The following is a 26394-nucleotide window of genomic DNA, read 5'->3' as shown; positions in this document are numbered from 1 at the left end:
CCGTCGGCCACGGCCGGCCCCGATTTGCTGCTTAGACACCAACAAATCTACCGGGTCGGCCGTGCGCCACTCCCCTCAGTTGGGAGAAGAACCAAAAAAAGGGGCCGGCGTTGGACCGGCCCTTGCCCCGGAACCCGGCGTCTCCGCCAGCCCGAAATCTCTGAGAGTGCGCGCCGTCCTGCGCGCCCGGTCATTTTCCCCGGCAGGGGTGACAGCGCCGTGACAGCGTCCGGCCCCGGCCGCGATACAATGCCCGGTTCATCCCCGTGGAAAGAAAACCCGTGAAAGACCACCTGCGCGAACTCGTGGCCCAGGCCCTGCTGGACCTCAGGCGGCACGGCCGCCTGCCCCAGGACCTGGTCGTGCCCGGCTTCGTGGTCGAGCGCACCAAGTCCCGCGAGCACGGCGACTACGCCTGCAACGTCGCGATGCTGCTGGCCAAGCCGGCCGGCATGAAGCCGCGCGAGCTGGCCGACCTGCTGGTGCAGACCCTGCCGGCCTCGCAGCACGTCGAGAAGGTGGCCATCGCCGGCCCCGGCTTCATCAATTTCACGCTGGCCCGCGGCTGCCGCCTGGGCACCATCCGCCGCGTGTTCGAACTGGGCAAGGACTACGGCCGCGTCCCGGCCGGCAGCGGCGAATCGGTGACGGTGGAGTTCGTCTCGGCCAACCCCAACGGCCCGCTGCACGTGGGCCACGGCCGCGGCGCCGCCTACGGCGCCTCGGTGGCCAACCTGCTCGATGCAGCCGGCCACCGCGTGCAGCGCGAGTACTACGTCAACGACGCCGGCCGGCAGATGGACATCCTGGCCGTGTCGGTGTGGCTGCGCTACCACGAGCTGGGCGGCGTGAACGTGCGCTTCCCGGACAACGGCTACAAGGGCGAGTACGTGGTCGACATCGCCCGCGGCCTGCGCGCCAAGGCCGGCGACGCCCTGCGCCACAGCGCCATCGAGATCACCGACGGCCTGCCGGCCGACGAGGGCCAGGGGGGCGACAAGGAAACCCACGTCGACGCGCTGATCGCCCGCGCCAAGCAGCTGCTGGGCGAGGCCGGCTACCGCCAGGTGTTCGAGGCCGGCCTGGCCTGGTGCCTGGGCGACATCCGCGAGGACCTCGCCGGCTTCGGCGTGGTGCACGACAACTTCTTCTCCGAGCGCTCGCTGATGACCGACGGTTACGTCGAGCGCGCGATCAAGGTGCTGGGCGAGAAGGGCCACCTGTACGAGCTCGAGGGCGCGCTGTGGTTCCGCGCCACCGACTTCGGCGACGACAAGGACCGCGTCGTGCGCCGCGAGAACGGCGTCACCACCTACTTCGCGTCCGACCTTGGCTACCTGCTGAGCAAGTTCGAGCGTGGCTTCGAGCGCGCCATCTACATCTTCGGCGCCGACCACCACGGCTACATCGCCCGCCTGAAGGCCGCGGCCCAGGGCCTGGGCCTGGACCCGTCGAAGATCGAGATCCAGCTGGTGCAGTTCGCCATCCTCTTCCGCGGCGGCGAGCGCGTGCAGATGTCCACCCGCGCCGGCAGCTTCGTCACCCTGCGCGAGCTGCGCGAGGAAGTGGGCACCGACGCGGCGCGCTTCTTCTACGTGATGCGCGGCAACGACCAGCACCTGGACTTCGACCTCGACCTGGCCAAGAGCCGCAGCAACGAGAACCCGGTCTATTACATCCAGTACGCCCACGCCCGCGTGTGCTCGCTGTTCCGCCAGCTCGCCGAGAAGCAGCTGAGCTACAACCGCAGCGCCGCCGAGGCCGCGCGCCAGCGCCTGGTCGAGCCGCACGAGGACGTGCTGATCGACGAGCTGATGCGCTTCCCCGAAGTGGTCGAGACCGCCGCCGCCGGGCGCGCGCCGCAGGTGGTGGCCAACTACCTGCGCGAACTGGCCGCGGCCTTCCACGGCTTCTACAACGCCCAGCCCATCCTCGTGAACGACGAGGAGCTGCGCAACGCCCGCCTGGGCCTGGCCAAGGCCACGCAGCAGGTGCTGGCCAACGGCCTGGCGCTGCTGGGCGTCTCGGCCCCGGAGAAGATGTGATGGCGCGTCGTCCCAAGAAGCAGGCCAAGCGCAACGGCGGCGGCGGCATCCCCGGCTGGATCTGGCTGCTCGGCGGCCTCGCCGGCGGCGTGCTGATCGCGGTGGTGATGCTGCTGCGCAATGGTGGCGACGTGAAGCAGCTGCTGCCCAAGCCCGACCCGGAGGCGCGCGCGCCGGTCGTGGCCGAGGAGCCGGTGGCCCAGGACGCGCCCGAGCCGCGCCGTCCCAAGTACGACTTCTACGACGTGCTGCGCGACAAGGAAGTGGTGATCCCGGACGCCGAGCTCATCGCCCAGGCCCAGCGCGAGGCCGCGGCCCCGGCCGACGCCACGCCGGCGCCGACCCCCGACAACGTGCGCTTCCTGATCCAGGCCGGCGCCTTCCGCTCGGCCGCCGACGCCGAGGCGCTCAAGGCGCGCATCGCCCTCACTGGCGAGATCGCCCGCGTCGAAGCGGCCGAAACCAACGGCGGCATGATCTACCGCGTGCGCCTGGGGCCCTACCCCAATGCCGCCGCGCTGGCGGCCGCCAAGCAGGCGCTGGGCAACAACGGCATCGAGGCAATGGCCATCCGCGCCGAATGATCAGCCGCGCTTGAGGATGATCAGCGCGGAGGTGTCGGAGTCGCACTCGCCGCGCTGAACCAGCTCGTCGTAGTCGGCCAGGGCCTGGTCGATGACGGTGGTGCGGATGCCGGCCTCGCGCGCCATGCCGCGTGCGATGTGCAGGTCCTTGAGCAGGTGCCCGCACTTGAAGCCCGGGGTGTACTGGCGAGCCATCATGGTCGCGCCGCGCTTTTCCAGGAACCAGTTGCCGGCCGCGCCGGCCATCAGCGTCGGCAGCAGCTTTTCAGGGTCGAGGCCGAGCTTCTCGCCCAGCGCCAGGCCCTCGCACACGGCCTCGTTGATGCCGGCCACCAGCACCTGGTTCACCGCCTTCGTGGCCTGGCCGGCGCCGGTGCCGCCCATGTGGGTGATGCGCGCGGCGTAGGCCTCGAGCACCGGCCGCACCTTCTCCAGCGTCGCGGCGTCGCCGCCGGCCATCACCGAGAGCTTGCCGTTGCGCGCGCCCTCGACGCCGCCCGACACCGGCGCGTCGATGAAACCGATGCCGCGTTCGGCCAGCAGCGCCTGCGCCTTGCGCGCCGTGTCCACCGACACCGTGGAGTGGTCCACCACCACCGCGCCCGGCGCCAAGACCTCGGCCAGGGCCTTGGCCTGCTGCAGCACGTCGGCATCCATCGACACGCACAGCGCCACCACGTCGCAGCCGGCGAAATCGGCGTGGGTGGCGGCGGCGCGCACGCCCAGGGTGGCGGCCAGCGCGTCGGCCTTGTTGCGCGTGCGGTTGTCGATGACCGAGAGCAGGCCGCGCGCGGCCAGGTGGCCCGCCATCGGCGCGCCCATGGCGCCCAGGCCGATGAAGCCCGCCTTCATGCCTTGGCTCCCGCGGCGTTCTCCTCGTGCAGGTAGGTGTAGCCGGTGAGGCCGGTTTCCAGGTCCACCAGCAGCTTCGCGGCCTCGAGTGGCTCGAGGCCGGCGGCGTCCACCTTGGCCTTGTAGGCCGAGCGCAACTCATTGAGGTCGTAGCCGACGTAGTCGAGCATCACGTCGGTGGTGTCGCCCTTGCGCTGGCGGGTGACGGTGTAGCCACCATCGGCGGACAGCACCACGTTGGCGGTGTCGGTGTCGCCGAACAGGTTGTGGATGTCGCCCAGGGTCTCCTGGTAGGCACCCACCATGAAGATGCCCAGCCGGTAGCTCTCGCCCTCGCGCGGCGAGTGCAGCGGCAGCGAGCTGTCGAGGGCCTCGGACTCGACGTAGGTGTCGATGCGGCCGTCGGAGTCGCAGGTGAGGTCGGCGATGACGCCGCGGCGATCGGGCTGCTCGTCCAGGCGCGCGATCGGCACGATCGGGAACACCTGGTCGATGGCCCACACGTCCGGGATCGACTCGAACACCGAGAAGTTGACGAAGTACTTGTCCACCAGCCGCTCGTCGAGCTCGTCGAGCACGTCGCGGTGGCTGCGCTCGGCCGGGGTCAGGCGGCCGCGCACGGCCTGGGCGATGGCGTAAAACAGGTCGTCCATGCGCGCGCGGTGGCGCAGGCCGACCTGGCCCAGCGCGAACAGGGCCTGGCCCTCGGCCAGGTGGTGCTGGGCCTCGTGGAAGAGCTCCAGCGCCGGGCGCTGGCCCAGCGCGGCGTGGGTTTCGCGCAGGTGGCGCAGCACGGCCGGCTCGTCGGCGTCCTCGCGCGGCACCGCGCCTTCCGGCGCGCGCTCGACTTCCGACACGTTCACCACCATCACCGCGTGGTGCGCGGTCATGGCGCGGCCGGCCTCGGTGACCATGCGCGGCGGCGTGATGCCGTGCTCGGCGCAGGCCTCGGCCAGCGGCTGCACCAGGGTGTGCGCGTACTGGTCGAGCCCGTAGTTGATCGAGCAAAAGCCGCGCGAGCGCGTGCCTTCGTAGTCCACGCCCAGGCCACCGCCGGAATCCATGTAGCGGATGGTGCAGCCCAGCCGGGTGAGCTCGACGAAGTAGCGCACCGCCTCGCGCATGCCGTTGGCGATGTCGCGCACGTTCGAAATCTGCGAACCCATGTGGAAATGCAGCAGCTGCAGCGCGTCGAGCATGCCGGCGGCCTTGAGGCGCTCGACCAGGTCGAGCACCTGGCGCGGCGAGAGGCCGAACTTGGCCTTGTCGCCGCCGCTGTTTTGCCACTTGCCGGCGCCCAGCGAAGCCAGGCGCAGGCGCACGCCCAGGCCGGGCGTGACGCCCAGGGCCTGCGACTCCTCGATCACCATCGCCAGTTCGCTGGGCTTCTCGATGACGATGAAGGTCTCCAGGCCCAGCTTGCGGCCGATGAGCGCCAGGCGGATGAACTCGCGGTCCTTGTAGCCGTTGCAGATCACCAGGCTGCCCGGGCGGGCCAGGCCCAGCACGGCCATCAGCTCGGGCTTGGAGCCGGCCTCGAGGCCGAAGCCCTCGCCGCCGGCGTTGGCCAGCTCGCCGGCGACGCCGCGGTGCTGGTTCACCTTGATCGGGTAGACGGCGGTGTAGCCGCCCTCGTAGCCCAGGTCGGCCATGGCGCGGCCGAAGGCGGCCTGCAGCTTGCCCAGGCGGTCGCCGAGGATGTCGGAGAAGCGCAGCAGCAGCGGCAGCTTCAGGCCGGCGTCGGTGGCCTGCGCCACGACCTCGGGCAGGGCCAGCGCCGGGCCACCGGCGCCGCGCGGCAGCACCGCCATGCGGCCGGCGGCGTCCACGTCGTAATAGCCCTCGCTCCAGTAGGGAATGGAGTAGGTGTGGCGGGCGCGGTCGAGGGACCAGGCGGGCATGGGCGGCGTTCCGGAAGCGGGGTGGGCGCGCATTGTACCCCCCGTGGGTGTTGCGTTCATGGTGGCGGGGCGGGGGGCGGCGTGAGGTGGAGAAATCCGGTGAAAGGCGGCGTCCGGTACAATTTGGCCTCGTTTACCGACCTTCCTGGAAAAGTGATGACTTCTTCTTCATCGACGTGGCTCCACGAGAACTTCGAGCACACCGGCTCCGCCTTCGGCCTGCGCGTGACGCGCAAGCTCGACGAGGTGCAGTCGCCGTTCCAGAAGATCGAGATGTACGAGAGCACCGACTGGGGCAACGTCATGCTCATCGACGGCGCGATGATGGTGACCACGCGCGACAATTTCTTCTACCACGAGATGATGTCGCACGCGCCGCTGTTCACCCACGCCGACCCGAAGGACGTGGTGATCATCGGCGGCGGCGACTGCGGCACCCTGCGCGAGGTGCTGCGCCACCCGGGCGTGCGCCGCGCGGTGCAGTGCGACATCGACGAGCAGGTGACGCGCATGGCCGAGAAGTACTTCCCGGAGCTGTGCGAGTCCAACGACGACCCGCGCGCGACGGTGATGTTCGACGACGGCATCGCCTACATGGCCAATGCCGCGCCGGAATCGATCGACGTGATCATCGTCGACTCGACCGACCCGGTCGGCCCGGCCGAGGGCCTGTTCAACCGCGCCTTCTACGAGAACTGCCTCAAGGCCCTGCGCCCGGGCGGCCTGCTGGTGCAGCAGAGCGAAAGCCCGCTGGCGCTGATGAACCTGATCCTGGACATGCGCCAGGCCATGGCCGACGCCGGCTTCAAGAGCTTCCGCACCCTGCCCTTCCCGCAGCCCTGCTACCCGACCGGCTGGTGGAGCTGCACCATCGCCTCGAAGGAAGCCCGCGACCTCACCGCCTTCCGCAAGGCCGACGCCGCCGCCAAGCCCTTCGACACCCAGTACTACACCGCCGACATCCACCAGGGCGCGCTGGCGATGCCGCCCATGATGGCCAAGGCCCTCGGGGATTGAAGGTTCGGTCTTGAACGCGGATCAAATCTGATCCAGAAGCGGATAAGAGCAAAGCCGAAGAAATGAAATGGGGCCGCGGCCATGAACTGGCCGCGGCCCCATTTCAATTGCCTTTCTCAGATTTGATCCGCCCTTTTTCGCTCTGATCCGCGTTCAAAATCCGCTGTTACAAAGCATCCCCGTCGAGTTCGCCGGTGCGGATGCGCAGGACCTTGTCGAGGTCGTAGACGAAGATCTTGCCGTCGCCCACCTTGCCGGTATTGGCGGCCGACTGGATCGCCTCCACCACGCGCTCGGCCTGGTCGTCGCCGACCGCCACCTCGAGCTTGATCTTGGGCAGGAAGTCGACCACGTATTCCGCGCCGCGGTAGAGCTCGGTGTGGCCCTTCTGCCGACCGAAGCCCTTGACCTCGGTCACCGTCACGCCGGACACGCCGGCCTCGCTGAGCGCCTCGCGCACGTCGTCGAGCTTGAAGGGCTTGATGATGGCCATGACCATTTTCATCGTCGGGTCTCCGGAAGGTTCACAGGTTGTAGCCGCGTTCGTTGTGCAGGGCGAGGTCCAGGCCCTCGGCTTCCTGCTCCTCGTCCACCCGCAGCGGCAGCACCAGGCCGACCAGCTTCAGGAGCACGTAGGTGACGACCGTAGTGTAGGCGATGGTGAAGCCCACGCCCTTGGCCTGGATCCAGACCTGGGCCGGGATGTCGGCCACCTCGCCGAAACCGCCCAGGGCCGGGGCCGCGAACACGCCCGTGAGCAGGGCGCCGACGATGCCGCCCACCGCATGCACGCCGAACACGTCCAGCGAATCGTCGTAGCCCAGCCGGCGCTTGAGCGTGGTGGCGCAGAAGAAGCAGATGACGCCGGCCGAGAAGCCGATCACCAGCGCGCCCACCGGTCCGGCCGTGCCGGCCGCCGGCGTGATCGCCACCAGGCCCGCCACCACGCCCGAGGCGATGCCCAGGGCGCTGGGCTTGCCGTGGGTGATCCACTCGATGGCCATCCAGCCCAGCGCCGCGGCGGCCGTGGCCACCTGGGTCACCAGCATGGCCATGCCGGCGGTTTCGTCGGCCGCCACCGCCGAGCCGGCGTTGAAGCCGAACCAGCCCACCCAAAGCATGGCCGCGCCTACGAGGGTGTAGCCCAGGTTGTGCGGCGGCATCGGCGTGCCCGGGTAGCCGCGGCGCTTGCCCAGCACCAGCGCCGCCACCAGGCCGGCCACGCCGGCATTGATGTGCACCACGGTGCCACCGGCGAAATCGAGCACGCCCCAGTCCCACATCAGCGCGCCGTCGCCGGCCCAGACCATGTGCGCCACCGGCGCGTACACCGCCGTGAACCACAGAAGCATGAAGACCAGCATCGCCGAGAAGCGCATGCGCTCGGCGAAGGCGCCGACGATCAGGGCCGGGGTGATGATGGCGAAGGTCATCTGGAAGGTGATGAACACGCTTTCCGGGAACTCGCCCACCAGGCTGTCCTTGCCCAGGTTTCGCAGGAAGGCGTTGTCGAGCGTGCCGATGAACGAGCCCAGGTTCACCGTGCCGGCCTGCATGCCGGTGGTGTCGAAGGCCAGGCTGTAGCCGAAGGCCACCCAGGCCACGGAGATGAGCCCGGTGATGGCGAAGCACTGCATCAGCACCGAGAGGATGTTCTTCGAGCGCACCATGCCGGCGTAAAACAGCGCCAGGCCGGGGATGACCATGAACAGCACCAGGGCCGTGGCGGTGAGCATCCAGGCGGTGTCGCCCGAATCGGGCGCGGGCGGGGCCGCCGGGCTGGCCAGCACGGTGCCGGGCAGCAGGACGGCGGCGGAAAACAGCAAGGGCAAGGCGCGAACCATGGGCAGGGCCTCCAGGGACGTGGGAAGGGGACGCTCGGGGGAGAGCACCTGAACCCTGGCCGGCGCGCGGCGATTGATTGCTCGGCGCGCGCATGGAATTCTTGTGGGCCCTGAAGGGGATTTCCTACGGACACCGCGCCCCGGCCGGCGCATCGTGGCCACACCCCCGCCGGAGTCCCGCGCATGATCGACCTCAAGAACATCGACGACCTCGCCCGCAAGCTCTCCGACCTGGTGCCGCCGGGCCTGAAGGACGCGCGCGCCGACCTCGAGCAGAACTTCAAGTCCACGCTGCAGGCCGGCCTCAATCGCCTCGACCTGGTCACCCGCGAGGAGTTCGACGTGCAGCGCGCGGTGCTGCTGCGCACGCGCGAGAAGCTCGAGACGCTCGAGAAGCGCCTGGCCGAGCTCGAGGCCCGCGGCGGCTCGCCCGACGCCAGCGCGCACTAAGCGCCGCGTTTTCCAATCCGTGAACCTGGCGCTGGCGCACAGCCGCGCCCGGGTGGGCGTGCACGCGCCGGCGGTGCGCGTGGAAGCGCACCTGGGTGGCGGCCTGCCGAACTTCACCCTCGTGGGATTGCCGGCCACGGCGGTGCGCGAGAGCCGCGAGCGCGTGCGCTCGGCCATCTGCAATGCGCAGTTCGAGTTCCCGCAGCGGCGCATCACCGTCAACCTCGCGCCGGCCGACCTGCCCAAGGAGGGCGGCCGCTACGACCTGGCCATCGCCCTGGGCCTGCTGGCGGCCAGCGGCCAGCTGCCGGTGGCGGCGCTGGGCGAAGTGGAAGTGCTGGGCGAGCTGGCGCTCACCGGCGAGCTCAAGCCCGTCGACGGCGTGCTGCCGGCGGCGCTGGCGGCGGCACGCGAAGGCCGGGCGCTGGTGGTGCCGGCGGCGAACGCCGCCGAGGCGGCGCTGGCCGCGGGCGGGCGCGCGTTCGCGGCGCGCACGCTGCTGGAGGTGTGCTCACACCTGCGCGGTGAGTCCGTGCTGCCTGCCGCAACCGCCGACATCGAAGCCGCGGCCACGCGTTATCCCGACCTGGCCGACGTGCGCGGCCAGGCCGCCGGCCGGCGCGCACTGGAGGTGGCGGCGGCCGGCGCGCATGCCCTGCTCTTCATCGGCCCGCCCGGCTGCGGCAAGACCCTGCTGGCCTCGCGCCTGCCCGGCCTGCTGCCCGAGCCCAGCGAGGCCGAGGCGCTGGAAACAGCGGCCCTGCATTCCGTCAGCGGCCAGGGGCTGGACCTGGCGCGATGGCGCCAGCGCCCCTTCCGCAGCCCGCACCACCTGGCCAGCGCGGTGGCGCTGGTGGGCGGCGGCGGCAACCCGCGCCCGGGCGAAATCTCGCTGGCGCACCACGGCGTGCTCTTCCTCGACGAGCTGGCCGAGTGGTCGCGGCACGCGCTCGACACCCTGCGCCAGCCGCTGGAGTCAGGCCGCGTGGTGATCTCGCGCGCCGCGCGCCAGAGCGAATTCCCTGCGCGCTTCCAATTGGTGGCCGCCATGAACCCCTGCCCCTGCGGCTGGGCTGGCGACCCGAGCGGGCGCTGCAACTGCAGCGCCGAGGCGGTGGCGCGCTACCGCGGCAAGCTCTCGGGCCCGCTGCTCGACCGCATCGACCTGCAGCTGGCGGTGCCTCGGTTGCCGCCCTCCGAGCTGCGCCCCGACGCGCCGCGCGGCGAATCCACCGCCACCGTGCGCGCCCGCGTGCTGGTCGCGCGCGAGCGCCAGCTGGCCCGCGCGGGCGTGCCCAACGCCCAGCTCGACCAGGCCGGCACCGAGCGCGACTGCGCGCTCGCGCCCGATGACCGCCAGCTGCTCGAGCGCGCCATCGAGCAGCTGCAACTGTCGGCGCGCGCGCTGCACCGGATCCAGCGGGTGGCGCGGACGCTGGCGGACCTCGAGGGCGTCGAAGCGATCGCCACGCGGCATGTGGCGGAGGCAATCGGGTATCGGTTGCTCGACCGCGGTGCGGCGGGGTGAGGCGGGTCGGGCCTGAAGGCCCTCCTACAGGGGCCGTGTTCTGGCCGGGAGGGGGTCGAGGTCGGTGAGTTCGCGGTGGGTCATCGTGGCCGCGCGCGGGCCGAAGCCGACCAGGGCGATCGCGCCCTCGCGCAGCAGCGGCAGGCCGAGCAGCCCGCCGATCTCGTCGTCGTTGATGGCCGCGGTGACGAAGGCGCCCAGGCCCAGCTCGGTGGCCGAGAGGTACATGGTCTGCGAGAGGTGGCCCACGTCCAGGTGCACCACGCGCCAGGCCTTGGCATGGCGGCGGTACTTCCAGAACAGGCGGTCGAAGCGCGCCACCATCACCACCAGCACCGGCGCGTCGCGGAACCAGGCCTGGCCGGCCACGAAACGGTGCGCCCAGCCGCCGGCCTCGCCCGCCGCCATCGTCTGCAGCGGCTCGAGCGCGTGCTCCATCGGCAGGTAGTGGTAGAGGCCGGGCGCCAGCCCCTCGACCCGCTGCACCAGGACGTAAGCCTCCACCGCATGCAGGCCGCCGCCCGCCGGGCTGGTCTTCTTCACCACCACGGCGCCGGGCGCGAGCTCGTGCGTGCCCAGTGCGCCCCAGACCCGCTGCATCATCGTGGCGAAGCGCCCGGCATCGAGCGCGGCCTGCGGGTCGAAGTTGCGGCAGGTGCGGCGCGCCTGCAGCAGGGCGTCGAATTCGGTCCGGCGCGCCGGCGCGAGCGGCAGCGGGGGCTGGTCGTCGCAGCGACGCGGCGACGGCGTGGGCGCCGGGCCGAAGGCTTGGACCAGGGCGCGGGCGCTGGGCCGCAGGCCCTCCTCGCCGCGGCGTTCGACGTCCACGTCGCGCCAGGCCCCGCGCGACTGCGCCAGCAGCGCCGGCGGCCACCAGGCCACGTCGCGCGCGGCGGCGTCGGCCGCGGCGGCGGGCGTGGGCGAGGGGTCCAGCAGCAATCCGGCGTCCACCAGCGCAGCGATCTTCTCCGCGCCGAAGCGCGCCTCGAGGTCCGCGCGCGGCTGCCAGGCCTCCGCGTCCACCGCCTCGAGCACCGCCAGCATCGCCAGCGTCACCGGCACCGGCCCGGGCAGGTGCGGCGCATGCGCCAGCCAGGCCGCGCGCCGGTCCAGGCCGTCGCCACCGGCGAGCAGGTCGTTGAAATCAAAGCGCGGCTCGCTTTCCAGTTCCACCATCAGGTGGGCGCATCGCCTGAGCTGCATCGGGGGTCCCTGTGGTCCGGCCGGGCAAGCCTGGGGCCTGCCCCAAGCCCTGACAAGCCCGCGGACCAGCCGCTAGACTCGCCCCGCACCCATTGGTGCCACTCCAGGGGAAACACCCGTGTCCAACCCGCTTTCCGAAGCCACCGTCGACGCGCTGCTCGATCGTCTCGCCGAAGACGACGCCTTCCGCACCGCGTTCATGGCCAACCCGAAGACCGCCACCGAATCGCTGGGCACCCAGGACCCGGACACGGCCACGCTGCCGACCGCACCGATCCCGCGCCTGGCCTCGAAGGACGCCATCCGCCGATCGCGCGCCGCCCTGCGCCAGCGCCTGCTGGCCGCGCGCGCGCCGTTCGAACCGATCAGCTTCCAGCTGCCGGAGTAAGCCGCCGGCCCGGGCGGACCCTGCGCCCGCTCAGGGCCCGGCGTCGCGCCGGACGGTTTCCGGCAGCGACTCACCCTTCGGCCAGGCCTTTTCGAAGGCCTGTGCCGCCTGCACGGCCTGCGCCGAACCCGGTTCGGCCAGCCGGGCCAGCGCATGCAGCGCCAGCGTGCTTTCGGCCACGTTGGCCAGCTGCCATCCCAAGGCATTGGTCGGCTCGCCGAAAGCCCGCGCGCGCTCCTTCGACAGCCACGCCGCCACCTGGGCCGCCTGCTTGCGGTCGCCCGCGGCGGCCAGCGCACGCATCAGCACCGAGCGGCCGAAGTAGAGCCCCTGGCCCTTGGCGTGGTCGTCGGCCAGCAGGTCGATGGCCTCGGCCGGCCGCCCCTCGGCCAGGGCGATTTCCGCCTTCGCGATGCGCGCCATGCCGGCCGTGGCCGGGTACCGGCGCAGCTGCGGATGCTCGCCCACCGCCGCCACCAGCTCGCCGGCCAGCGCCAGGTCGCCGGTATGCGCCGCCATCCACGCGCCCGCCAGCAAGCGGAAGATGAACTCGCGCTGGAGCATGGCGTTGGCCTGGCCGAAGCGCGTGCGCTGGTCATCGGCCCAGCGGCGCAGGTCCGCGGCGAAGGCCTCGTCGGGCGCGTAGACGCGCAGCGACAGGGCCATCATGTCGAGCTCTCCAATCACGTTCTCGTTCACGCCGGTTTCGGCGGCGTCGGCGCGCAGCCGCGCCATGGCCGACCGCGCCCCGGCCCAGTCGCCCTGGTCCAGCGGCAGGCTGGCCTCGAACAGGCGGCTTTCGATGTCCTGCGCCGGCAGCCCCACGGGCGTCTGCAGCGCGGCCACGCGGCGCGCCAGGTCGTACTGGCGCAGTGCGGCGTGGGCATCGATGTAGTCGCGCAGGTGGCCGCGGCTGCCCAGCGTCACGGCCTTCTCGAACAAGGCGATCGCGGCCGGCGCGTCGCCCAGGGCCAGTTCGGCCGTGGCCGCCATGTAAACCGCCGACGGGCGCTGGGCGTTCTGCGGCACGTCGGTGCCCGCCATGGCCTCGCGCGCCTGGGCGCTGTCGAGCAGGTCGAAGTGGGCGAAGTAGGCAACGTTGTAGCGCGCGCGGTAATCGTCGGGATAGAGCTGGGCCAGCAGGCGCAGGCGCTCGACCGCGCGCGGCGCGTCGTCGAGCGTGGCTTCGGCGCCTTCCATGAAGAGCAGTTCGCGGCGGGTCAGGCGGTCGCGATGCGCCTGCGCCTCGGCCAGGTACTTGCGCGTGCCGTCCTCGTCACCCTCGACGAAACGCATGAAGGCCAGGCGCAACCAGGCCATGGAGAACCCCGGGTCGAGCCGCACGGCCTCCCGGTAGAGCGCCTCGGCGTCGCGGGCGCGGCCGTCGGTTCGTGCCCGCAGTCCCAGCGAGAACGCCCGCAGCGCCTCGAGGTTGGGCGTGGTGGCCTTCTCCAGCGCCACGCGGTCGGTCGACACCGCCGCCATGGTTTCACCCAGGCGCCCGCGCACGTCGGCCAGGGCGGAATCGAGCGAGGGCAGCACGCTTTCCACGCCGCGGCCATCGGCACTTTCGCTGTAGACGGTGACGCCGGTCTTGGGATCGATGACTTCGAGGCTCACCCGGATCACGCCGCCGACCTGGGCGATGGTGGGCAGGATGACGGCGCGCGCCCCTTCGCGCAGCGCCAGCTCGATGGCCAGCTGGCGGTCAAGCGGCTGGCCTTCGCGCTGCATGCGCTGCAGGGCGCGGTCCACCTGCAGGTCGCTGTAGAGGTTGACGTACTGCGACTGCTCCAGGCCCACGCGCAGCGCGAGGTCGAGCGAGTCGTCGAACATGATCTCGCCGGTGCGGTTCTGCAGGTCGGCCACCACCACCCAGTCGCGCTCGGCGAAGGCGATGGCCGGCTCGCTTCGGAAGGTGGTGAGGAGCACGCCGCCGGCCAGCACCAGCAGCAGCATGGCCTCGGCGGCCAGCATCGGCGGGCGCCGCCACAGCGGCACCTCGCGCCAGGCCTTGGTGCCGGAATCGGGCGCACGCAGTGGCGCGATGCCGGGCTCGCCCACTTCGTGCACCAGCATCGGCGCCGGCACGCCCTTGAAGCGGTAGCGGCCGTGCATCAGCCAGCGCAGCCGGCCGGCGCGCTCGCCCAGCTCGCCCACCGCGCGCTGGGCCAGGTTCTGGGCCATGCCCGACATCAATATCTGGCCCGGCAGGGCCAGGGTCATCAGCCGCGCGGCCACCGGCTTGGCCAGGCCCTCGACCTCGAAGGGCTTGGCGCCGGCGGCGACGTCGCGCGGGTGGTTGGCCCAGGTCATCACGTCGCCGACGTGGATGCCGGTGCGGGCCTTGAGCGCGAAACCCTCGGCATTGCCCAGTTCGTGCAGGCCGCGCTGGTAGCGCAGCGCGAAGTCCAGGGCCTGGATCGGCCGCTCGAACAGCGCCAGCACGCCGTCGGCCTTGTCCACCAGCTGGCCGTGGCAAAGCTTCATGGCCTGCAGCAACAGCTGGTCGTGGCGCTGCAGGAAGACGGCCGCGCGGGCGTCGCCGAGCTGCTCGACCAGGGCGGTGGAGTCGACGATGTCGCACACGAGCACGGCCCGCAGCATCGGCCTTACGGCCGGCGCGTCGGGACGACTGGGCGTGCGTGTGTCGAAACTCTCCATCGAGCGGACCGGTGGGCCTTCCTATCCGGGTGAACGCACGGGTCCGCGGGGGCCGGACAGTGAATTATTCGTCAAGGCGCCAGGCGTCGCCGCCGTGGCGCTTGGCCGCGTAGAGCGCGCGGTCGGCCTCGCTGTACCAGGCGGCCCAGCCGCCGGGGTCGGCGCAGAAAGCACCGCCGATGCTCACGCTCAGCCGGTGCTCGCGCAGGCTGGGCAGGCGCAGGCTGCGCACGGCGGAAAGCAGGCCCAGGGCGCGGTTGGCCAGTTCGCCCTCGTCGGCCACGCGCAGCACCAGCGCGAATTCGTCGCCGCCCAGGCGGCAGGGCAGCTCGAGCGGGCCGGCCAGGCGGCGCACTTCCTCGGCCACCGCGCGCAGGGCGGCGTCGCCGGCCAGGTGGCCGCTGCGGTCGTTGATGGCCTTGAAGTGGTCCACGTCCACCAGCAGCAGGGCCAGGCGCAGGCCGCCCAGCGGCTGGCGGCCGAGTTCGTCGAGGTAGCGGTAAAGGCCGCGGCGGTTGGCCAGGCCGGTCAGGTCGTCGCTGCGCACCAGCTGCTGGGCGACGGTGAGCTCGCTGCGGGTCTGGCGCAGGGTGTCGAGCGTCTGCAGCAGGTCTTCGTTGCGGCGGCGCAGGCTCTGCACGAGCTGGTGCTCGCCGGCCACGAGATAGGCGAAGCTGCGCTGCATGAAGCGGGCGACGAGCGCCGGTTCGCGATCAAGCAGGGCCTGGAAGGCTTCCTGGGTGACTTCGTAGAGCACGCCCGGCGTTTCGGCCACGGCGCGGGCAAAACGCTGGTGGCGGCCGATGAAGACGGCCAGTTCGCCGAAGTACTGGCCCGGGCCGAGCTGTTTGTCGGCCAGGCCTTCGTCGAAGCAAAGGCGCACTTCGCCGGTGTCGATCAGGTACATGCTCTGGGCCGCATCGCCACGCCGGAACAGCTCCTCGCCGGGCAACACCGCGCGGCTGACGCCCGCGGACGCCAGCACCCGGAATTCCTCCGGGGCCAGTTGGGACGGCAATTGGGGCCCTGCGTCGCCCTCTTGCGGAGGCACGACGGGACCCTGGAACTTGGTTGGCGCCACGATGGATTCCAGCCCTATAGAAGGCCGAGTGTACCCAAGGCGGCGCCAGTGAATAGTGGATTGGGTCAAATTGTCCCGGCCCCGGGGCGACCCGGGGCCGGGACCGCGTTCAGGCGGCGTGCGCCGGACGCTCCCCGTGGAACTGTTCTTCCTCGGTCGAGCCCTTGAGCGCCGTGGTCGAGCTCTGCCCGCCCTGGATGGCCTGGGTGACCGAATCGAAGTAGCCGGTGCCGACCTCGCGCTGGTGCTTGACCGCCGTGAAGCCCATCCCGGCCGCGGCGAACTCCTTCTCCTGCAGCTCGACGAAGGCGCTCATCTGGCGTCGGGCGTAGCCGTGGGCCAGCTCGAACATGCCGTAGTTGAGGCTGTGGAAGCCGGCCAGGGTGATGAACTGGAACTTGTAGCCCATCGCGCCCAGTTCGCGCTGGAACTTCGCGATCGTCGCGTCGTCGAGGTTCTTCTTCCAGTTGAAGCTCGGCGAGCAGTTGTAGGCCAGCAGCTTGCCCGGGTACCTGGCATGGATGGCCTCGGCGAAGCGCCTGGCGAAGGCCAGGTCGGGCTTGCCGGTCTCGCACCACACCAGGTCGGCGTAGGGCGCGTAGGCCAGGCCGCGGCTGATGGCCTGCTCGGCGCCCGGACGGGTCTTGTAGAAACCCTCGACGGTGCGCTCGCCGGTGCAGAAGGGCTGGTCGTTGGGGTCGATGTCGCTCGTCAGCAGGTCGGCGGCCTCGGCGTCGGTGCGCGCGACCAGCAGGGTCGGCACGTTCATCACGTCGGCGGCCAGGCGGGCGGCGACGAGCTTCTGCACGGCTTCCTGGGTCGGCACGAGCACCTTGCCGCCCATGTGGCCGCACTTCTTGACGCTGGCCAGCTGGTCCTCGAAGTGCACGCCGGCGGCGCCGGCCTCGATCATCGCCTTCATCAGCTCGAAGGCGTTGAGCACGCCGCCGAAGCCGGCCTCGGCGTCGGCGACGATCGGCTGCAGGAAGTCGATGCCGTCGTTGCCCTCGGCGTGGTGCAGCTGGTCGGCGCGCAGCAGCGCGTTGTTGATGCGCTTGACCACCTGCGGCACGGAGTTGGCCGGGTAGAGCGACTGGTCGGGGTACATCTCGCCCGCCAGGTTGGCGTCGGCCGCCACCTGCCAGCCGCTGAGGTAGATGGCCTTCAGGCCGGCCTTGACCTGCTGCATGGCCTGGTTGCCGGTGAGCGCGCCGAGCGCGTTGACGAAGGGCTCGGCGTTGAGAGACCTCCAGAGCTTTTCGGCGCCCAGGCGCGCCAGCGAGTGCTCGATGGCGACGGTGCCGCGCAGGCGCACCACCTCCTCGGCGCCGTAGCCGCGCTGGATGCCGGCCCAGCGCGGGTCGGTGGCCCACTGCTGCTTGAGTTCGTCGACGGTGGGGAGTTGGCTGGTCATGGCGCGGTTCCTTTCGTGGGGAGAGGTTGGGGTTCAGGGCAGGCGTTCGTAGGCGGGCAGCGTCAGGAACTCGGCCAGCTCGTCGGCATGGGTTAGCCTGTCGAGCAGCGCGATCGCGTCGTTGATGCGCGAGCCGCCCGGCAGGCGCATGCGGTCGGCCAGCTTCGAGGGCAGCGCGAGCAGGGCGCGGTCGAACAGCGAAAAATCCACCGGCGTGCCGTCGTCGAGGTGCAGGTCGCCGCGGTGCAGCCACTGCCAGAGCTGGGCGCGGGCGATCTCGGCCGTGGCCGCGTCCTCCATCAGCCAGTGGATGGGCACGCAGCCCTGGCCGTCGAGCCAGGCGGCGAGGTAGCGCACGCAGACCTCGACGTTGTTGTCGAAGCCCTTGCGGGTGATGGTGCCGATGGACGGGCGGATGAGCTGGTCGCGGTCGACGCAAACCTCCTCGCGGCGCACGGCATGCTGGTGGGGGCCGGGCATGTGCTGGTCGAACACGGCGCGCGCCACCGGGATCAGGGCCGGGTGCGCCACCCAGGTGCCGTCGTGGCCGGCGCGGGCCTCGCGCTCCTTGTCGGCGCGCACGCGGGCCAGCGCCTCCTCGTTGGCGATGGGGTCGCCGGCGATCGGGATCTGCGCCGCCATGCCGCCCATGGCGTGGGCGCCGCGGCGGTGGCAGGTCTGCACCAGCAGTTCGGAATAGGCCTTGAGGAAGGGCTGGGTCATGCCGACCTGGCCGCGCTCGGGCAGCACGCGGTCGCGGTGCCGGCGGAAGGTCTTGAGGTAGCTGAAGATGTAGTCCCAGCGGCCGCAGTTCAGGCCGACGATGCGGCCGCGCAGCGCGTGCAGGATCTCGTGCATCTCGAAGGCGGCCGGCAGGGTCTCGATCAGCACCGTCACCTTCATGCTGTTTTCCGGCAGGCGCAGGCGCTGCTCGGCGAAGGCCAGCACCTGATCCCAGAGCGCGGCCTCTTCCATGCACTCGAGCTTGGGCAGGTAGAAGTAGGGGCCGCGCTCGCGCGCCTGCAGGGCGGCGGCGTTGTGGAAGGCGAACAGGCCCAGGTCGAACAGGCTGGCCGACATGCGCTGGCCGTCGATGAGCAGGTGCTTTTCGTCCAGGTGCCAGCCGCGCGGGCGGACGATCAGGGTGGTGGTGGCCTTCGGGTCGAGCACGTAGTGCTTGCTGCCGTCGGGCGCCATCCAGTCGAGGGTGCCGGCCACGGCCTTGCGCAGGGCGCGCTGGCCGGTGAGCAGGTTCTCCCAGGTCGGGCTGGTCGAATCCTCGAAGTCGGCCATGTAGCAGCTGGCGCCGGAGTTCAGGGCGTTGATGACCATCTTCGGGTCCACCGGCCCGGTGATCTCCACCCGGCGGTCGTGCAGCGCGGCCGGGGCCGGGGCCACGGTCCAGTCGCCCTCGCGGATGGCGAGGGTGTCGGCGCGGAAGTCGGGCAGCTCGCCGGCGTCGAAGCGGGCCTGGCGGGCGCGGCGGGCGGCCAGGCGGGCCTGGCGCTCGCCCTCGAACTGGCGGTGCAGCTCGCACAGGAAGTCCAGGGCGGCCGGGCCGAGCAGGTCTTCCTGGCCGGGCAGCCGGGGGCCGGTGAGTTCCACCGGGAGAAGGAGTCGTGCCGCGTCGCCTGCCATCGTCGTGCTCCGGAGTTCGGGTCCGGGTTCGACGCTAGGCTCCGGGGCGGCCTTTGCCAAAGCAAATGTTTTGATACTTGGTATAAGCTGGGCTTATATCAAAGCCGGAACAGCCACTTATGGCCGAGACCAGCCCGCGTTTTTATTACAAGGGCGACCGCCTCAAGCCCGTCCGGGCCTTTTGCCAGGTGGCCCGGCTGGGCTCGGTGACCCGGGCGGCCGAGGCGCTCTACCTCAGCCAGCCGGCCGTGACCCTGCAGCTGCAGGCCCTGGAGCGGGAGCTGGGGGTGGCCCTGTTCGAGCGCATCGGCCGGCGCTTCAGCCTCACCCGCGAGGGCCAGGTGCTCTACGACCTGGCCCGGCCCCTGGTCGAGGGCCTGGATGGCCTCGAGGGTGAATTCCGCAGCCGCATCAAGGGCCTGCAGGCCGGCGAGCTGCACGTGGCGGCCGGCAGTTCGACCATCCTCTACCTACTGCCGACCCTGGTGCAGGCCTTCCGGGCCGCCCACCCGGAGGTGCAGCTGGTGCTGCACAACGTCACCGGCCAGGACGGCCTGGGCCTGCTGCGCTCGGACGGGGTGGACCTGGCCGTGGGCTCGATGCTCGACGTGCCCAACGACCTGGCCTACGAGCCGGTCTACTCCTTCGACCCGATGCTGATCTGCCCGCCCGGGCACCCGCTGGCCGACAAACCCAACCTGCGGCTCGAGGACCTCTCGCCCTACGGCCTGATCCTGCCGCCGCGGCGCCTGACCACCTACCGCCTGGTGGACCTGGTGTTCCAGCAGCGCCGCGTGCCCTACACCGTGGCGCTGGAGGTGGGCGGCTGGGAGGTGATCAAGCAGTACGTGGCCATGGGCCAGGGCATCAGCATCGTCACGGCCATCTGCCTGACCGACGCCGACAAGCAGCGCCTGGTGGCGCGCAGCCTGGCCGAATACTTCCCGCCGCGCAGCTACGGCGTGGTGATGCGCAAGGGCAAGTACCTCAGCCCGCAGGCCCGCGCCTTCGTCGACCTCGTGCGCCCCGGCCTGTTCCAGCGCCGCGACTACTTCGAGTCCGGCCACTCCGAACGCTGAGCCCGTTCTGCGGGAGGGCCTTCAGGCCCGACTGGCCGGTCGGGCCTGAAGGCCCTCCCACAGGCCGGCGACATCGGCGCCCGAGGGCTGCTGGTAGGCACGCAGGCCGAACTCGGGAAGGATCGCCAGCAGGTGGTCGAAGATGTCCGACTGGATGTCTTCGTACTCCGCCCAGGCGGTCGTGGCGGTGAAGCAGTACACCTCGATCGGCAGGCCCGCGGGCCCCGGCGGCAGCTGCCGCACCAGCAGGGTCATGCCCTGGTGGATGCCCGGGTGCGCCTGCAGGTAGGCGCGGGCATAGGCGCGGAAGGTGCCCAGGTTGGTCAGCCGGCGCAGGTTCACCGGCGCGCGGCCTTCCTGGGTGGCGTTCCACGCCGCCAGCTCCGCCGCTTTCTTCTCCAGGTAGGGCTGCAGCAGCACGAAGCGCGACAGGCCCTCGCGTTCCTCGTTCGTCAGGTAGCGCACCGTGCCCTGGTCGATGGGCAGCGCCCGCTTGATGCGCCGTCCGCCCGACTCGCTCATGCCGCGCCAGTTCCGGAAGCTGTCGGCGATCAAGGCGTGCGTGGGGATGGTGGTGATGGTCCTGTCCCAGTTCTGCACCTTCACCGTGTGCAGGGCCACGTCGATCACGTCGCCGTCGGCGCCGTACTTGGGCATCTCGATCCAGTCGCCCACGCGCACCATGTCGTTGGACTGGATCTGCACGCTGGCCACCAGCGACAGGATGGTGTCCTTGAACACCAGCATCAGCACCGCGGTCATGGCGCCGAAGCCCGAGAGCAGCAGCAGCGGCGAACGCTCGACCAGCACCGCCATCACCAGCACCGCCGCCAGCACGAACAGCACGATCTTGGCCACCTGCAGGTAGCCCTTGATCGGCCGGTTGCGGGCACGCACCGGGTCGCGCCCCTCGTAGATGTCCTGCAGGCTCGAAAGCAGGGCCGAGGCGGCCTGCGCCACCGTCACCACCACGTACGCGGCGGCGACGTTGCGCACCACGGTCAGCAGGCCCTCGGGAAGGTCGGGCAGCAGCGGGGCGCCGAGGTAGACCACCACTGCCGGCACGGCGCGCGAGAGCCGCTTGATCACGCCGCGGCCGAGGATGGCGTCGTCCCACTTCACCGGCGAGGCCTGCACCAGCCGCACCAGCAATCGCAGCAACAGGCGGCGGGTCAGCTGGTCGGCCAGCCAGGCCAGCAGCAACAGGGCGACGACGGCGAGGAGGCTGAGCAGCCAGGGCCTTGCGGCGAGCTGCTCGTACAGCGCATTGAGCAATTCCATCGCTACAGTCTATCGCCCTCCCACAATCAGAGCGTGTCGCGGTTCTTGCCGACGTGCGGGCGGTAGAGCGCGCGGATGCGCGCCATGTCGGCCTCGTAGTCGTCGGTGGTCTGCACCAGCTGGTCGAGCACGATCTTTTTTTCCGGGTAATGGAAGGCCGCGCAGAACACCGGCACGTCCGCGAGGCGCGCGATCTTCCAGAAGCCCGGCTTCCAGCGCTCGACGCGCCTGCGCGTGCCTTCGGGCGCGAGCAGGAACCAGATGTTGTCGCTCTCGCGCACCCGCGCCGCCGACTGCTCGACCACGCCGGCGGGCGAGCTGCGGTCGACCGCGATGCCGCCGAACCAGCGCAGCAACCAGCCCAGCGGGCCGCGGAAGAGCTCGGCCTTGGCCATGAAGGCGATGTCCAGGCCCATGGCCAGCTTCGCGGCCAGGCCCCAGTACGCGTCCCAGCCCGAGGAATGCGGCGCGACGATGATCACCATCTTGCGCAGGTCCGGGAACCGGCCCACCACGCGCCAGCCGCCCAGGCGCAGCAGGGTGCGGCCCAGCCAGCGGCCGGCGCGCGAACCCACGCGCGGCGCCGACGCCGGCAGCTCGGGGACGACCGGCGTCATTCGCGGTCCCAGGCCGCCGCGCTGCGCTGGCGCTTGACCGAGGCGCGCTCGCGCTTGGCGCCCAGGCGGCGCTCGGTGGAGCCACGGGTGGGCCGGGTGGCCACGCGCTTCTTCGGCGCCACGGTGGCCGCGGCGACCAGCGCCGCCAGGCGCGCGCGCGCATCCTCGCGGTTGCGGTCCTGGGTGCGGAAGCGCTGCGCGCTGAGCACCAGCACGCCCTCGGCGGTGATGCGGCGGTCGCGCCGCGCCAGCAGCCGCGCCTTCACCTCGGCCGGCAGCGAAGGCGAGTTGGCGATGTCGAAACGCAGCTCGACCGCGGTGGAGACCTTGTTCACGTTCTGCCCGCCCGGCCCGCCCGAGCGCACGAAGCGCTCGACGAGCTCGCCGTCGGGAATGGACAGGGTGGGCGTGATCTCCAGCATGGGCGCGATTGTACAATCCCGCCCCTATGCACGGTTTGAACCCCCAACAGAAAGCCGCCGTCGAATACCTCGACGGCCCCCTGCTCGTGCTCGCCGGCGCGGGCAGCGGCAAGACCCGGGTGATCACCGAGAAAATCGCCCACCTGGTGGCCACCGGCCGCCGCGAGGCCCGGCACATCGCCGCCATCACCTTCACCAACAAGGCGGCGAAGGAGATGCGCGAACGCGTGGCCCGACGCATCAAGGGCGACGCCGCCGAGGGCCTGACGGTCACCACCTTCCACTCGCTGGGCCTGCGCTTCCTGCAGATCGAGCACGACCGGGCCGGGCTGCGCCGGGGCTTTTCGATCTTCGACGCCGACGACCAGATGGCCATCATCAAGGACCTGGCCACGCCGGGCCTGAAGAACGACGCCCTGTACGCGCTGCAGAACCTGGTCAGCGCCGCCAAGAACAACGGCCTGACGCCCGAGCAGGCCGGCGCCGCCGCCCGCAGCGCCCGCGAAAGCGAGGCCGCCAGCCTGTACGCGCGCTACCAGGCCCGCCTGCAGGCCTTCAACGCCGTCGATTTCGACGACCTGATCCGCCTGCCGCTGCAGCTGCTCGAGGCCGACCCCGAGCTCGCCGCCGGCTGGCGCGAACGCCTGCGCTACCTGCTGGTGGACGAGTGCCAGGACACCAACGGCGCCCAGTACCGCCTGCTCAAGCAGCTCGCCGGCCCCAAGGGCCAGATGACCTGCGTGGGCGACGACGACCAGAGCATCTACGCCTGGCGCGGCGCCCAGCCCGAGAACCTCGAGCTGCTGGCGCAGGACTATCCGGCGCTGAAGGTGATCAAGCTCGAGCAGAACTACCGCTGCAGCGGCCGCATCCTGCGCTGCGCCAACACCCTGATCGAGAAGAACCCGCACAAGCACCTCAAGCAGCTCTGGAGCCAGCACGGCGACGGCGAGCCGGTGCGCGTGTGGCAAAGCCGCAACAACGAGCACGAGGCCGAGCGCGTCGCGGCCGAGATCCACTACCTGCACCAGGCCAAGGAAATCCCCTGGGGCGAGTTCGCCATCCTCTTCCGCGGCAACCACCAGTCGCGGCCGCTGGAGAAGGCGCTGCAGCTGCTGCGCATCCCCTACCACCTGACCGGCGGCACGGCCTTCCTCGACCGCGCCGAGGTCAAGGACCTGCTGAGCTGGCTGCGCGTACTGGCCAACCCCGACGACGACACCGCCTTCCTGCGCGCGATCGCCGCGCCCAAGCGCGAAGTCGGCGCCACCACGCTCGAGAAACTGGCGCAGATGGCGCAGACGGCGGGCATGCCGATGTCGCGGGCGGCCGGGCAGGTCGGCTTCCTCAAGCAGCTCACGCCGCGCGCGGCGGCGGGCCTGGACGAGTTTTCGCGCATCGTCGATTCGCTGCGCGACGACGCCCGCCGGCTGACGCCGGCCGAGCTGGTGCCGGTGCTGGCCGAGCGCAGCGGCCTGCTGGGCATGATCCGCAGCCAGTGCAAGGACGAGGCCGGCTTCCTGCGCCGCAAGGCCAACCTCGAAGAGCTGGCCTCGTGGTTCGAGGGCGCGCGCGGCGGCGGCCCGGGCGAACTGGCCGCGCAGCTGGCGCTGCTGTCGAACGCCGACCGCGGCGAGCCCGGCAACGCGGTGCGGCTGATGAGCCTGCACGCGGCCAAGGGCCTGGAGTTCCGCACGGTGTTCGTGGTCGGCTGCGAGGACGGCAACCTGCCGCACGAGGCCGCGCTGGAAGAAGGCGGGCTCGAAGAGGAGCGCCGGCTGATGTACGTGGGCATCACCCGCGCCAAGGAGCGGCTCTACCTGAGCCACAGCGCCGAGGTGAAACGCTGGGGCGCGGTCGAACACCTGCTGCCGAGCCGCTTCCTGGACGAACTGCCCGCCGCCGACCTGCTGCGCGACGGCGCCGACCCCGAGCGCGAGTCCGCCGAGAAGAAGCAGCGCGGCCGCGCCCACATGGACGCCATCGCCGCCCTCTTCGGCGACTGAGAAACGGGGTCAGGTTCACTTATCGCGGGCGGGATACGCGGCTCGACCGACTGTCGGGCGCGATAAGTGAACCTGACCCCGTTTCTTGGCCTAAACTGCGCGGCCGGCTTGTTGGAGGTTGGCAGATGCGACGTTCCCTTCTTGTTTCCGCCCTGGTGCTGGCCCTGGCCGGCTGCCAGAGCGCGCCTGCGCCGCGGGTGGCGCCCGAGGCCGCGCCGCAGCCCGCCGCGGCCCCGGCCGTCGAAAGCCCGGCCGCGCACGACAATCTCAATGCCCTGGCCTGGATGCAGGCCGCCGAGGAATACCGCCTCGCCACCGGCCAGACCTACCGCGCCGCACTGGCCCAGCTCGACCGCGCCATCAAGACCCCGGACTGGGACGCGCTGGTTCCCTCCGAGCGCGCCAATCCGCCCGACGGCCTGCCGCCGGCGGTGATTTTCGACATCGACGAAACCGTGCTCGACAACTCGCCCTACCAGGCCCGCCTGCTGCGCGACGGTGGCTTCTACGAAGAAACGACCTGGGACGCCTGGGTGCGCGAGGAGAAGGCCAAGCCCATCCCCGGCGCGCTCGAGTTCGCCCGTGCCGCCGCCGCCCGCGGCGTCACCCTCTTCTACGTCTCCAACCGCGCCGTGCACCTGGACGAGCCCACCCTGGCCAACCTGCGCGCGGCCGGCTTCCCGGTGGACGACAACACCCGGTTCCTGGGCCTGGGCCACTTCGTCGAGGGCTGCGAGCAGATCGGCACCGAGAAGGGCTGCCGCCGCCAGCTGGTCGGCCGCACCCACCGCGTGCTGATGCAGTTCGGCGACCAGATCGGCGACATGGTCACCATCGAGGCCAACAACCCCGCCGGCCGCATGGCCGCGCTCGAGCCCTACCTGGGCTGGTTCGGCGAGCGCTGGTGGGTGCTGCCCAACCCGACCTACGGCAGCTGGGAGCCAGCCCTGTTCAACAACGCCTGGAGCCTGCCCGAGGCCGAGCGCCGGCGCATGAAGTACGACGCCCTCGACTACGCCGAGTAAGCCCATGAGCGCGCCCCGCGACCGCCTGATCTTCGCCCTCGACGTGCCCACCGCCGCCGAAGCCCGCACCTGGGTCGGGCGCCTGGGCGAGTCGGTGCAGTTCTACAAGATCGGCATGGAGCTGCTCACCAGCGGCGACTACTTCCGCGTGCTCGAGGACCTGGCCGCCCGCGGCAAGCAGGTGTTCGTGGACCTGAAGTTCCACGACGTGCCGGCCACCGTGGCCGCCACCATCCGCGGCCTGCGCCGCTACCCGGTCTCGTTTTGCACCATCCACGGCCAACATCACGGCATGATGGAGGCTGCTTCGCAGGAGAAGGGCGACATTCGAATCCTGGCGGTGACGGTGCTCACTTCGATGGACCGCAGCGATCTTCGCCAATTGGGCATCGATCGTGAGCCTTCGGAGGTGGTGGTTGAACGCGCCCTGGCCGCCCGCGCGGCCGGCTGCGACGGCGTCATTGCCTCCGGCCAGGAAGCCGGCCTGATCCGCCAGGCCACCGGCCCCGGCTTCCTGGTGGTCTGCCCCGGCATCCGCCCGGCCGGCCCCGCCGGCGACGACCAGAAGCGCACCGTGGACGTGCCCCAGGCCTTTGCCAACGGCGCCGACTACATCGTGGTGGGCCGCCCCATCCGCCAGGCCGCCGACCCGGTGGCGGCGGCCGAGCAGATCCAGGCCCAGATCGCCCGGGCCCTGGCCGGCTGAGCCCGGCCGGCCCGGCAAACGGGCCGTAAAGCTCCGATCTGCTAGATTCATCGCCCGCATCCCCGGTCCCGACACCGCATGATCCGCAAACCCGCCTTCCGGGCCCTGGCCGCCCTGCTGCTGACCGCGCTCGTCCTGGCCGGCTGTCGCCGCGAGCCGGACGCCGACCTGTCCACCGTGCCCGGCGACCCGGTCGCCGCGGTGCAGGCCCAGGCCCAGGCCCTGCGCGACAACGACCTGGTGCGCTGGTCGAAGCTGAGCCTCCCGCCCGAGCTGCAGGCCCGCAGCGAGGCCCTGTGGGAGCAGCGCGTCGCCGCCGCCGAGCCCGCCGACCCCGAGGACGCCCGCGAATACGCCGAACTCATGGCCCGCCTCACCGCGCCGGACGCCGAAGCCGCCCTGATGCGCGACCTCGAGCCCAAGCTGGCCCAGTTCGAAGCCGAGGTCGCCGGCCAGTGGCCGCTGATGCAGGCCACCGCCTCGATCTTCCTGAGCGCCGCCATCGAGGCCAACACCGAACTGGCCGCCGCCCAGAAGTCCCACGGCCGCGCCGTCGCCAACGCCCTGCTCGACTGGGCCCAGCCGGCCCTGATCACCGACCGCGCCCGCGCCCGCCAGGCCATCGCCGCGCTCAGCGCCACCGCCCACG

General features: G+C 71.2%; 22 protein-coding genes. 10 read left to right on the top strand and 12 right to left on the bottom strand.

The window, feature by feature from the left end; translation table 11 throughout:
* Positions 1–281: 281 nt before the first annotated feature.
* On the top strand, positions 282–2045 hold the full coding sequence (gene argS, locus ABS41_RS05630) for an arginine--tRNA ligase (protein ID WP_290591759.1): 1764 nt from the start codon (positions 282–284) through the stop codon (positions 2043–2045).
* A complete protein-coding gene (locus tag ABS41_RS05625) occupies positions 2045–2629 on the top strand; it encodes an SPOR domain-containing protein (protein ID WP_290591757.1) in 585 nt (194 codons plus the stop codon). The genes argS and ABS41_RS05625 overlap by 1 nt, the downstream gene beginning before the upstream one ends.
* Here ABS41_RS05625 and ABS41_RS05620 read toward each other — a convergent pair whose 3' ends face one another.
* Positions 2630–3481 carry an NAD(P)-dependent oxidoreductase gene (locus ABS41_RS05620; protein ID WP_290591755.1) on the bottom strand — a complete coding sequence of 284 codons (852 nt, stop codon included), beginning with the start codon at positions 3479–3481 and terminating at the stop codon, positions 2630–2632.
* Entirely contained in the window at positions 3478–5382 is a 1905-nt protein-coding gene (gene speA / locus ABS41_RS05615) for an arginine decarboxylase (protein WP_290591753.1), read from the bottom strand. The genes ABS41_RS05620 and speA overlap by 4 nt, the downstream gene beginning before the upstream one ends.
* Positions 5383–5538: 156 nt before the next feature.
* Between speA and speE the strand changes: the two genes are divergently transcribed.
* On the top strand, positions 5539–6399 hold the full coding sequence (gene speE, locus ABS41_RS05610; protein ID WP_290591751.1) for a polyamine aminopropyltransferase: 861 nt from the start codon (positions 5539–5541) through the stop codon (positions 6397–6399).
* Positions 6400–6565: 166 nt separating this feature from the next.
* Here speE and ABS41_RS05605 read toward each other — a convergent pair whose 3' ends face one another.
* Positions 6566–6904, bottom strand: coding sequence for a P-II family nitrogen regulator (locus ABS41_RS05605; protein WP_290591749.1), 339 nt, complete (start codon positions 6902–6904; stop codon positions 6566–6568).
* A 19-nt stretch (positions 6905–6923) separates the two neighbouring features.
* Positions 6924–8243 carry an ammonium transporter gene (locus ABS41_RS05600; protein WP_290591747.1) on the bottom strand — a complete coding sequence of 440 codons (1320 nt, stop codon included), beginning with the start codon at positions 8241–8243 and terminating at the stop codon, positions 6924–6926.
* Positions 8244–8426: 183 nt separating this feature from the next.
* On the opposite strand from ABS41_RS05600, the gene ABS41_RS05595 reads away from it, so the two are divergent.
* Entirely contained in the window at positions 8427–8693 is a 267-nt protein-coding gene (locus ABS41_RS05595; protein ID WP_290591744.1) for an accessory factor UbiK family protein, read from the top strand.
* 19 nt (positions 8694–8712) lie between these two features.
* Positions 8713–10221, top strand: a complete 1509-nt coding sequence (locus ABS41_RS05590) for a YifB family Mg chelatase-like AAA ATPase (RefSeq protein ID WP_290591742.1) — start codon at positions 8713–8715, stop codon at positions 10219–10221.
* Between the two features lie 24 nt (positions 10222–10245).
* On the opposite strand, the gene ABS41_RS05585 is transcribed toward ABS41_RS05590, so the two are convergent.
* Positions 10246–11424 (bottom strand): putative peptide maturation dehydrogenase, encoded by a 1179-nt coding sequence (locus tag ABS41_RS05585; RefSeq protein ID WP_290591740.1) that lies wholly within the window; start codon positions 11422–11424, stop codon positions 10246–10248.
* 118 nt (positions 11425–11542) lie between these two features.
* On the opposite strand from ABS41_RS05585, the gene ABS41_RS05580 reads away from it, so the two are divergent.
* Entirely contained in the window at positions 11543–11812 is a 270-nt protein-coding gene (locus ABS41_RS05580; RefSeq protein WP_290591738.1) for an NHLP-related RiPP peptide, read from the top strand.
* Positions 11813–11842: 30 nt separating this feature from the next.
* Here ABS41_RS05580 and ABS41_RS05575 read toward each other — a convergent pair whose 3' ends face one another.
* From ABS41_RS05575 to aceB, 4 genes are all read right to left on the bottom strand, one after another.
* Entirely contained in the window at positions 11843–14419 is a 2577-nt protein-coding gene (locus tag ABS41_RS05575; protein ID WP_290591735.1) for a putative peptide modification system cyclase, read from the bottom strand.
* A gap of 121 nt (positions 14420–14540) precedes the next feature.
* The gene (locus tag ABS41_RS05570; RefSeq protein ID WP_290591733.1) at positions 14541–15461 is read right to left on the bottom strand and encodes a GGDEF domain-containing protein; all 921 of its coding nucleotides are present in this window, start codon (positions 15459–15461) and stop codon (positions 14541–14543) included.
* Positions 15462–15666: 205 nt separating this feature from the next.
* The gene (aceA, locus tag ABS41_RS05565; protein WP_290591731.1) at positions 15667–16971 is read right to left on the bottom strand and encodes an isocitrate lyase; all 1305 of its coding nucleotides are present in this window, start codon (positions 16969–16971) and stop codon (positions 15667–15669) included.
* Between the two features lie 33 nt (positions 16972–17004).
* On the bottom strand, positions 17005–18609 hold the full coding sequence (gene aceB / locus ABS41_RS05560) for a malate synthase A (protein WP_290591729.1): 1605 nt from the start codon (positions 18607–18609) through the stop codon (positions 17005–17007).
* A 119-nt stretch (positions 18610–18728) separates the two neighbouring features.
* On the opposite strand from aceB, the gene ABS41_RS05555 reads away from it, so the two are divergent.
* Positions 18729–19688, top strand: coding sequence for a LysR family transcriptional regulator (locus ABS41_RS05555; protein ID WP_290591727.1), 960 nt, complete (start codon positions 18729–18731; stop codon positions 19686–19688).
* Positions 19689–19709: 21 nt separating this feature from the next.
* On the opposite strand, the gene ABS41_RS05550 is transcribed toward ABS41_RS05555, so the two are convergent.
* From ABS41_RS05550 to arfB, 3 genes are read right to left on the bottom strand one after another with little or no spacing between them, the layout of a single operon-like run.
* The gene (locus tag ABS41_RS05550; RefSeq protein ID WP_290591724.1) at positions 19710–20969 is read right to left on the bottom strand and encodes a mechanosensitive ion channel domain-containing protein; all 1260 of its coding nucleotides are present in this window, start codon (positions 20967–20969) and stop codon (positions 19710–19712) included.
* 26 nt (positions 20970–20995) lie between these two features.
* On the bottom strand, positions 20996–21586 hold the full coding sequence (locus ABS41_RS05545; RefSeq protein ID WP_290591722.1) for a 1-acyl-sn-glycerol-3-phosphate acyltransferase: 591 nt from the start codon (positions 21584–21586) through the stop codon (positions 20996–20998).
* Complete coding sequence (gene arfB, locus ABS41_RS05540; RefSeq protein WP_290591720.1) at positions 21583–22008, bottom strand: alternative ribosome rescue aminoacyl-tRNA hydrolase ArfB; 426 nt, start codon at positions 22006–22008, stop codon at positions 21583–21585. Before arfB ends, ABS41_RS05545 begins: the two co-directional genes overlap by 4 nt.
* Positions 22009–22034: 26 nt before the next feature.
* Between arfB and ABS41_RS05535 the strand changes: the two genes are divergently transcribed.
* From ABS41_RS05535 to pyrF, 3 genes are all read left to right on the top strand, one after another.
* Entirely contained in the window at positions 22035–24014 is a 1980-nt protein-coding gene (locus ABS41_RS05535) for a UvrD-helicase domain-containing protein (RefSeq protein WP_290591718.1), read from the top strand.
* A 125-nt stretch (positions 24015–24139) separates the two neighbouring features.
* Positions 24140–25039, top strand: coding sequence for an HAD family acid phosphatase (locus tag ABS41_RS05530; protein ID WP_290591716.1), 900 nt, complete (start codon positions 24140–24142; stop codon positions 25037–25039).
* A gap of 4 nt (positions 25040–25043) precedes the next feature.
* Entirely contained in the window at positions 25044–25745 is a 702-nt protein-coding gene (gene pyrF, locus ABS41_RS05525; RefSeq protein ID WP_290591714.1) for an orotidine-5'-phosphate decarboxylase, read from the top strand.
* The last annotated feature ends 649 nt before the right edge of the window (positions 25746–26394 follow it).

Origin of the sequence: Arenimonas sp. SCN 70-307, assembly GCF_001724815.1 — a bacterium.
Classification (GTDB): Bacteria; Pseudomonadota; Gammaproteobacteria; order Xanthomonadales; family Xanthomonadaceae; genus Arenimonas.
This window is presented reverse-complemented; position numbering and strand designations above follow the sequence as displayed.

Bases quoted from the DNA above. Each gene is read 5' to 3' on its own strand.
- arfB (WP_290591720.1), bottom strand. From the start codon at position 22,008: ATGCTGGAGATCACGCCCACCCTGTCCATTCCCGACGGCGAGCTCGTC.
- aceB (WP_290591729.1), bottom strand. From the start codon at position 18,609: ATGGCAGGCGACGCGGCACGACTCCTTCTCCCGGTGGAACTCACCGGC.
- ABS41_RS05545 (WP_290591722.1), bottom strand. From the start codon at position 21,586: ATGACGCCGGTCGTCCCCGAGCTGCCGGCGTCGGCGCCGCGCGTGGGT.
- ABS41_RS05595 (WP_290591744.1), top strand. From the start codon at position 8,427: ATGATCGACCTCAAGAACATCGACGACCTCGCCCGCAAGCTCTCCGAC.
- ABS41_RS05625 (WP_290591757.1), top strand. From the start codon at position 2,045: ATGGCGCGTCGTCCCAAGAAGCAGGCCAAGCGCAACGGCGGCGGCGGC.
- ABS41_RS05550 (WP_290591724.1), bottom strand. From the start codon at position 20,969: ATGGAATTGCTCAATGCGCTGTACGAGCAGCTCGCCGCAAGGCCCTGG.
- speE (WP_290591751.1), top strand. From the start codon at position 5,539: ATGACTTCTTCTTCATCGACGTGGCTCCACGAGAACTTCGAGCACACC.
- pyrF (WP_290591714.1), top strand. From the start codon at position 25,044: ATGAGCGCGCCCCGCGACCGCCTGATCTTCGCCCTCGACGTGCCCACC.
- ABS41_RS05555 (WP_290591727.1), top strand. From the start codon at position 18,729: ATGGCCGAGACCAGCCCGCGTTTTTATTACAAGGGCGACCGCCTCAAG.
- ABS41_RS05620 (WP_290591755.1), bottom strand. From the start codon at position 3,481: ATGAAGGCGGGCTTCATCGGCCTGGGCGCCATGGGCGCGCCGATGGCG.
- ABS41_RS05585 (WP_290591740.1), bottom strand. From the start codon at position 11,424: ATGCAGCTCAGGCGATGCGCCCACCTGATGGTGGAACTGGAAAGCGAG.
- ABS41_RS05530 (WP_290591716.1), top strand. From the start codon at position 24,140: ATGCGACGTTCCCTTCTTGTTTCCGCCCTGGTGCTGGCCCTGGCCGGC.
- ABS41_RS05600 (WP_290591747.1), bottom strand. From the start codon at position 8,243: ATGGTTCGCGCCTTGCCCTTGCTGTTTTCCGCCGCCGTCCTGCTGCCC.
- speA (WP_290591753.1), bottom strand. From the start codon at position 5,382: ATGCCCGCCTGGTCCCTCGACCGCGCCCGCCACACCTACTCCATTCCC.
- ABS41_RS05575 (WP_290591735.1), bottom strand. From the start codon at position 14,419: ATGCTGCGGGCCGTGCTCGTGTGCGACATCGTCGACTCCACCGCCCTG.
- aceA (WP_290591731.1), bottom strand. From the start codon at position 16,971: ATGACCAGCCAACTCCCCACCGTCGACGAACTCAAGCAGCAGTGGGCC.
- ABS41_RS05535 (WP_290591718.1), top strand. From the start codon at position 22,035: ATGCACGGTTTGAACCCCCAACAGAAAGCCGCCGTCGAATACCTCGAC.
- ABS41_RS05605 (WP_290591749.1), bottom strand. From the start codon at position 6,904: ATGAAAATGGTCATGGCCATCATCAAGCCCTTCAAGCTCGACGACGTG.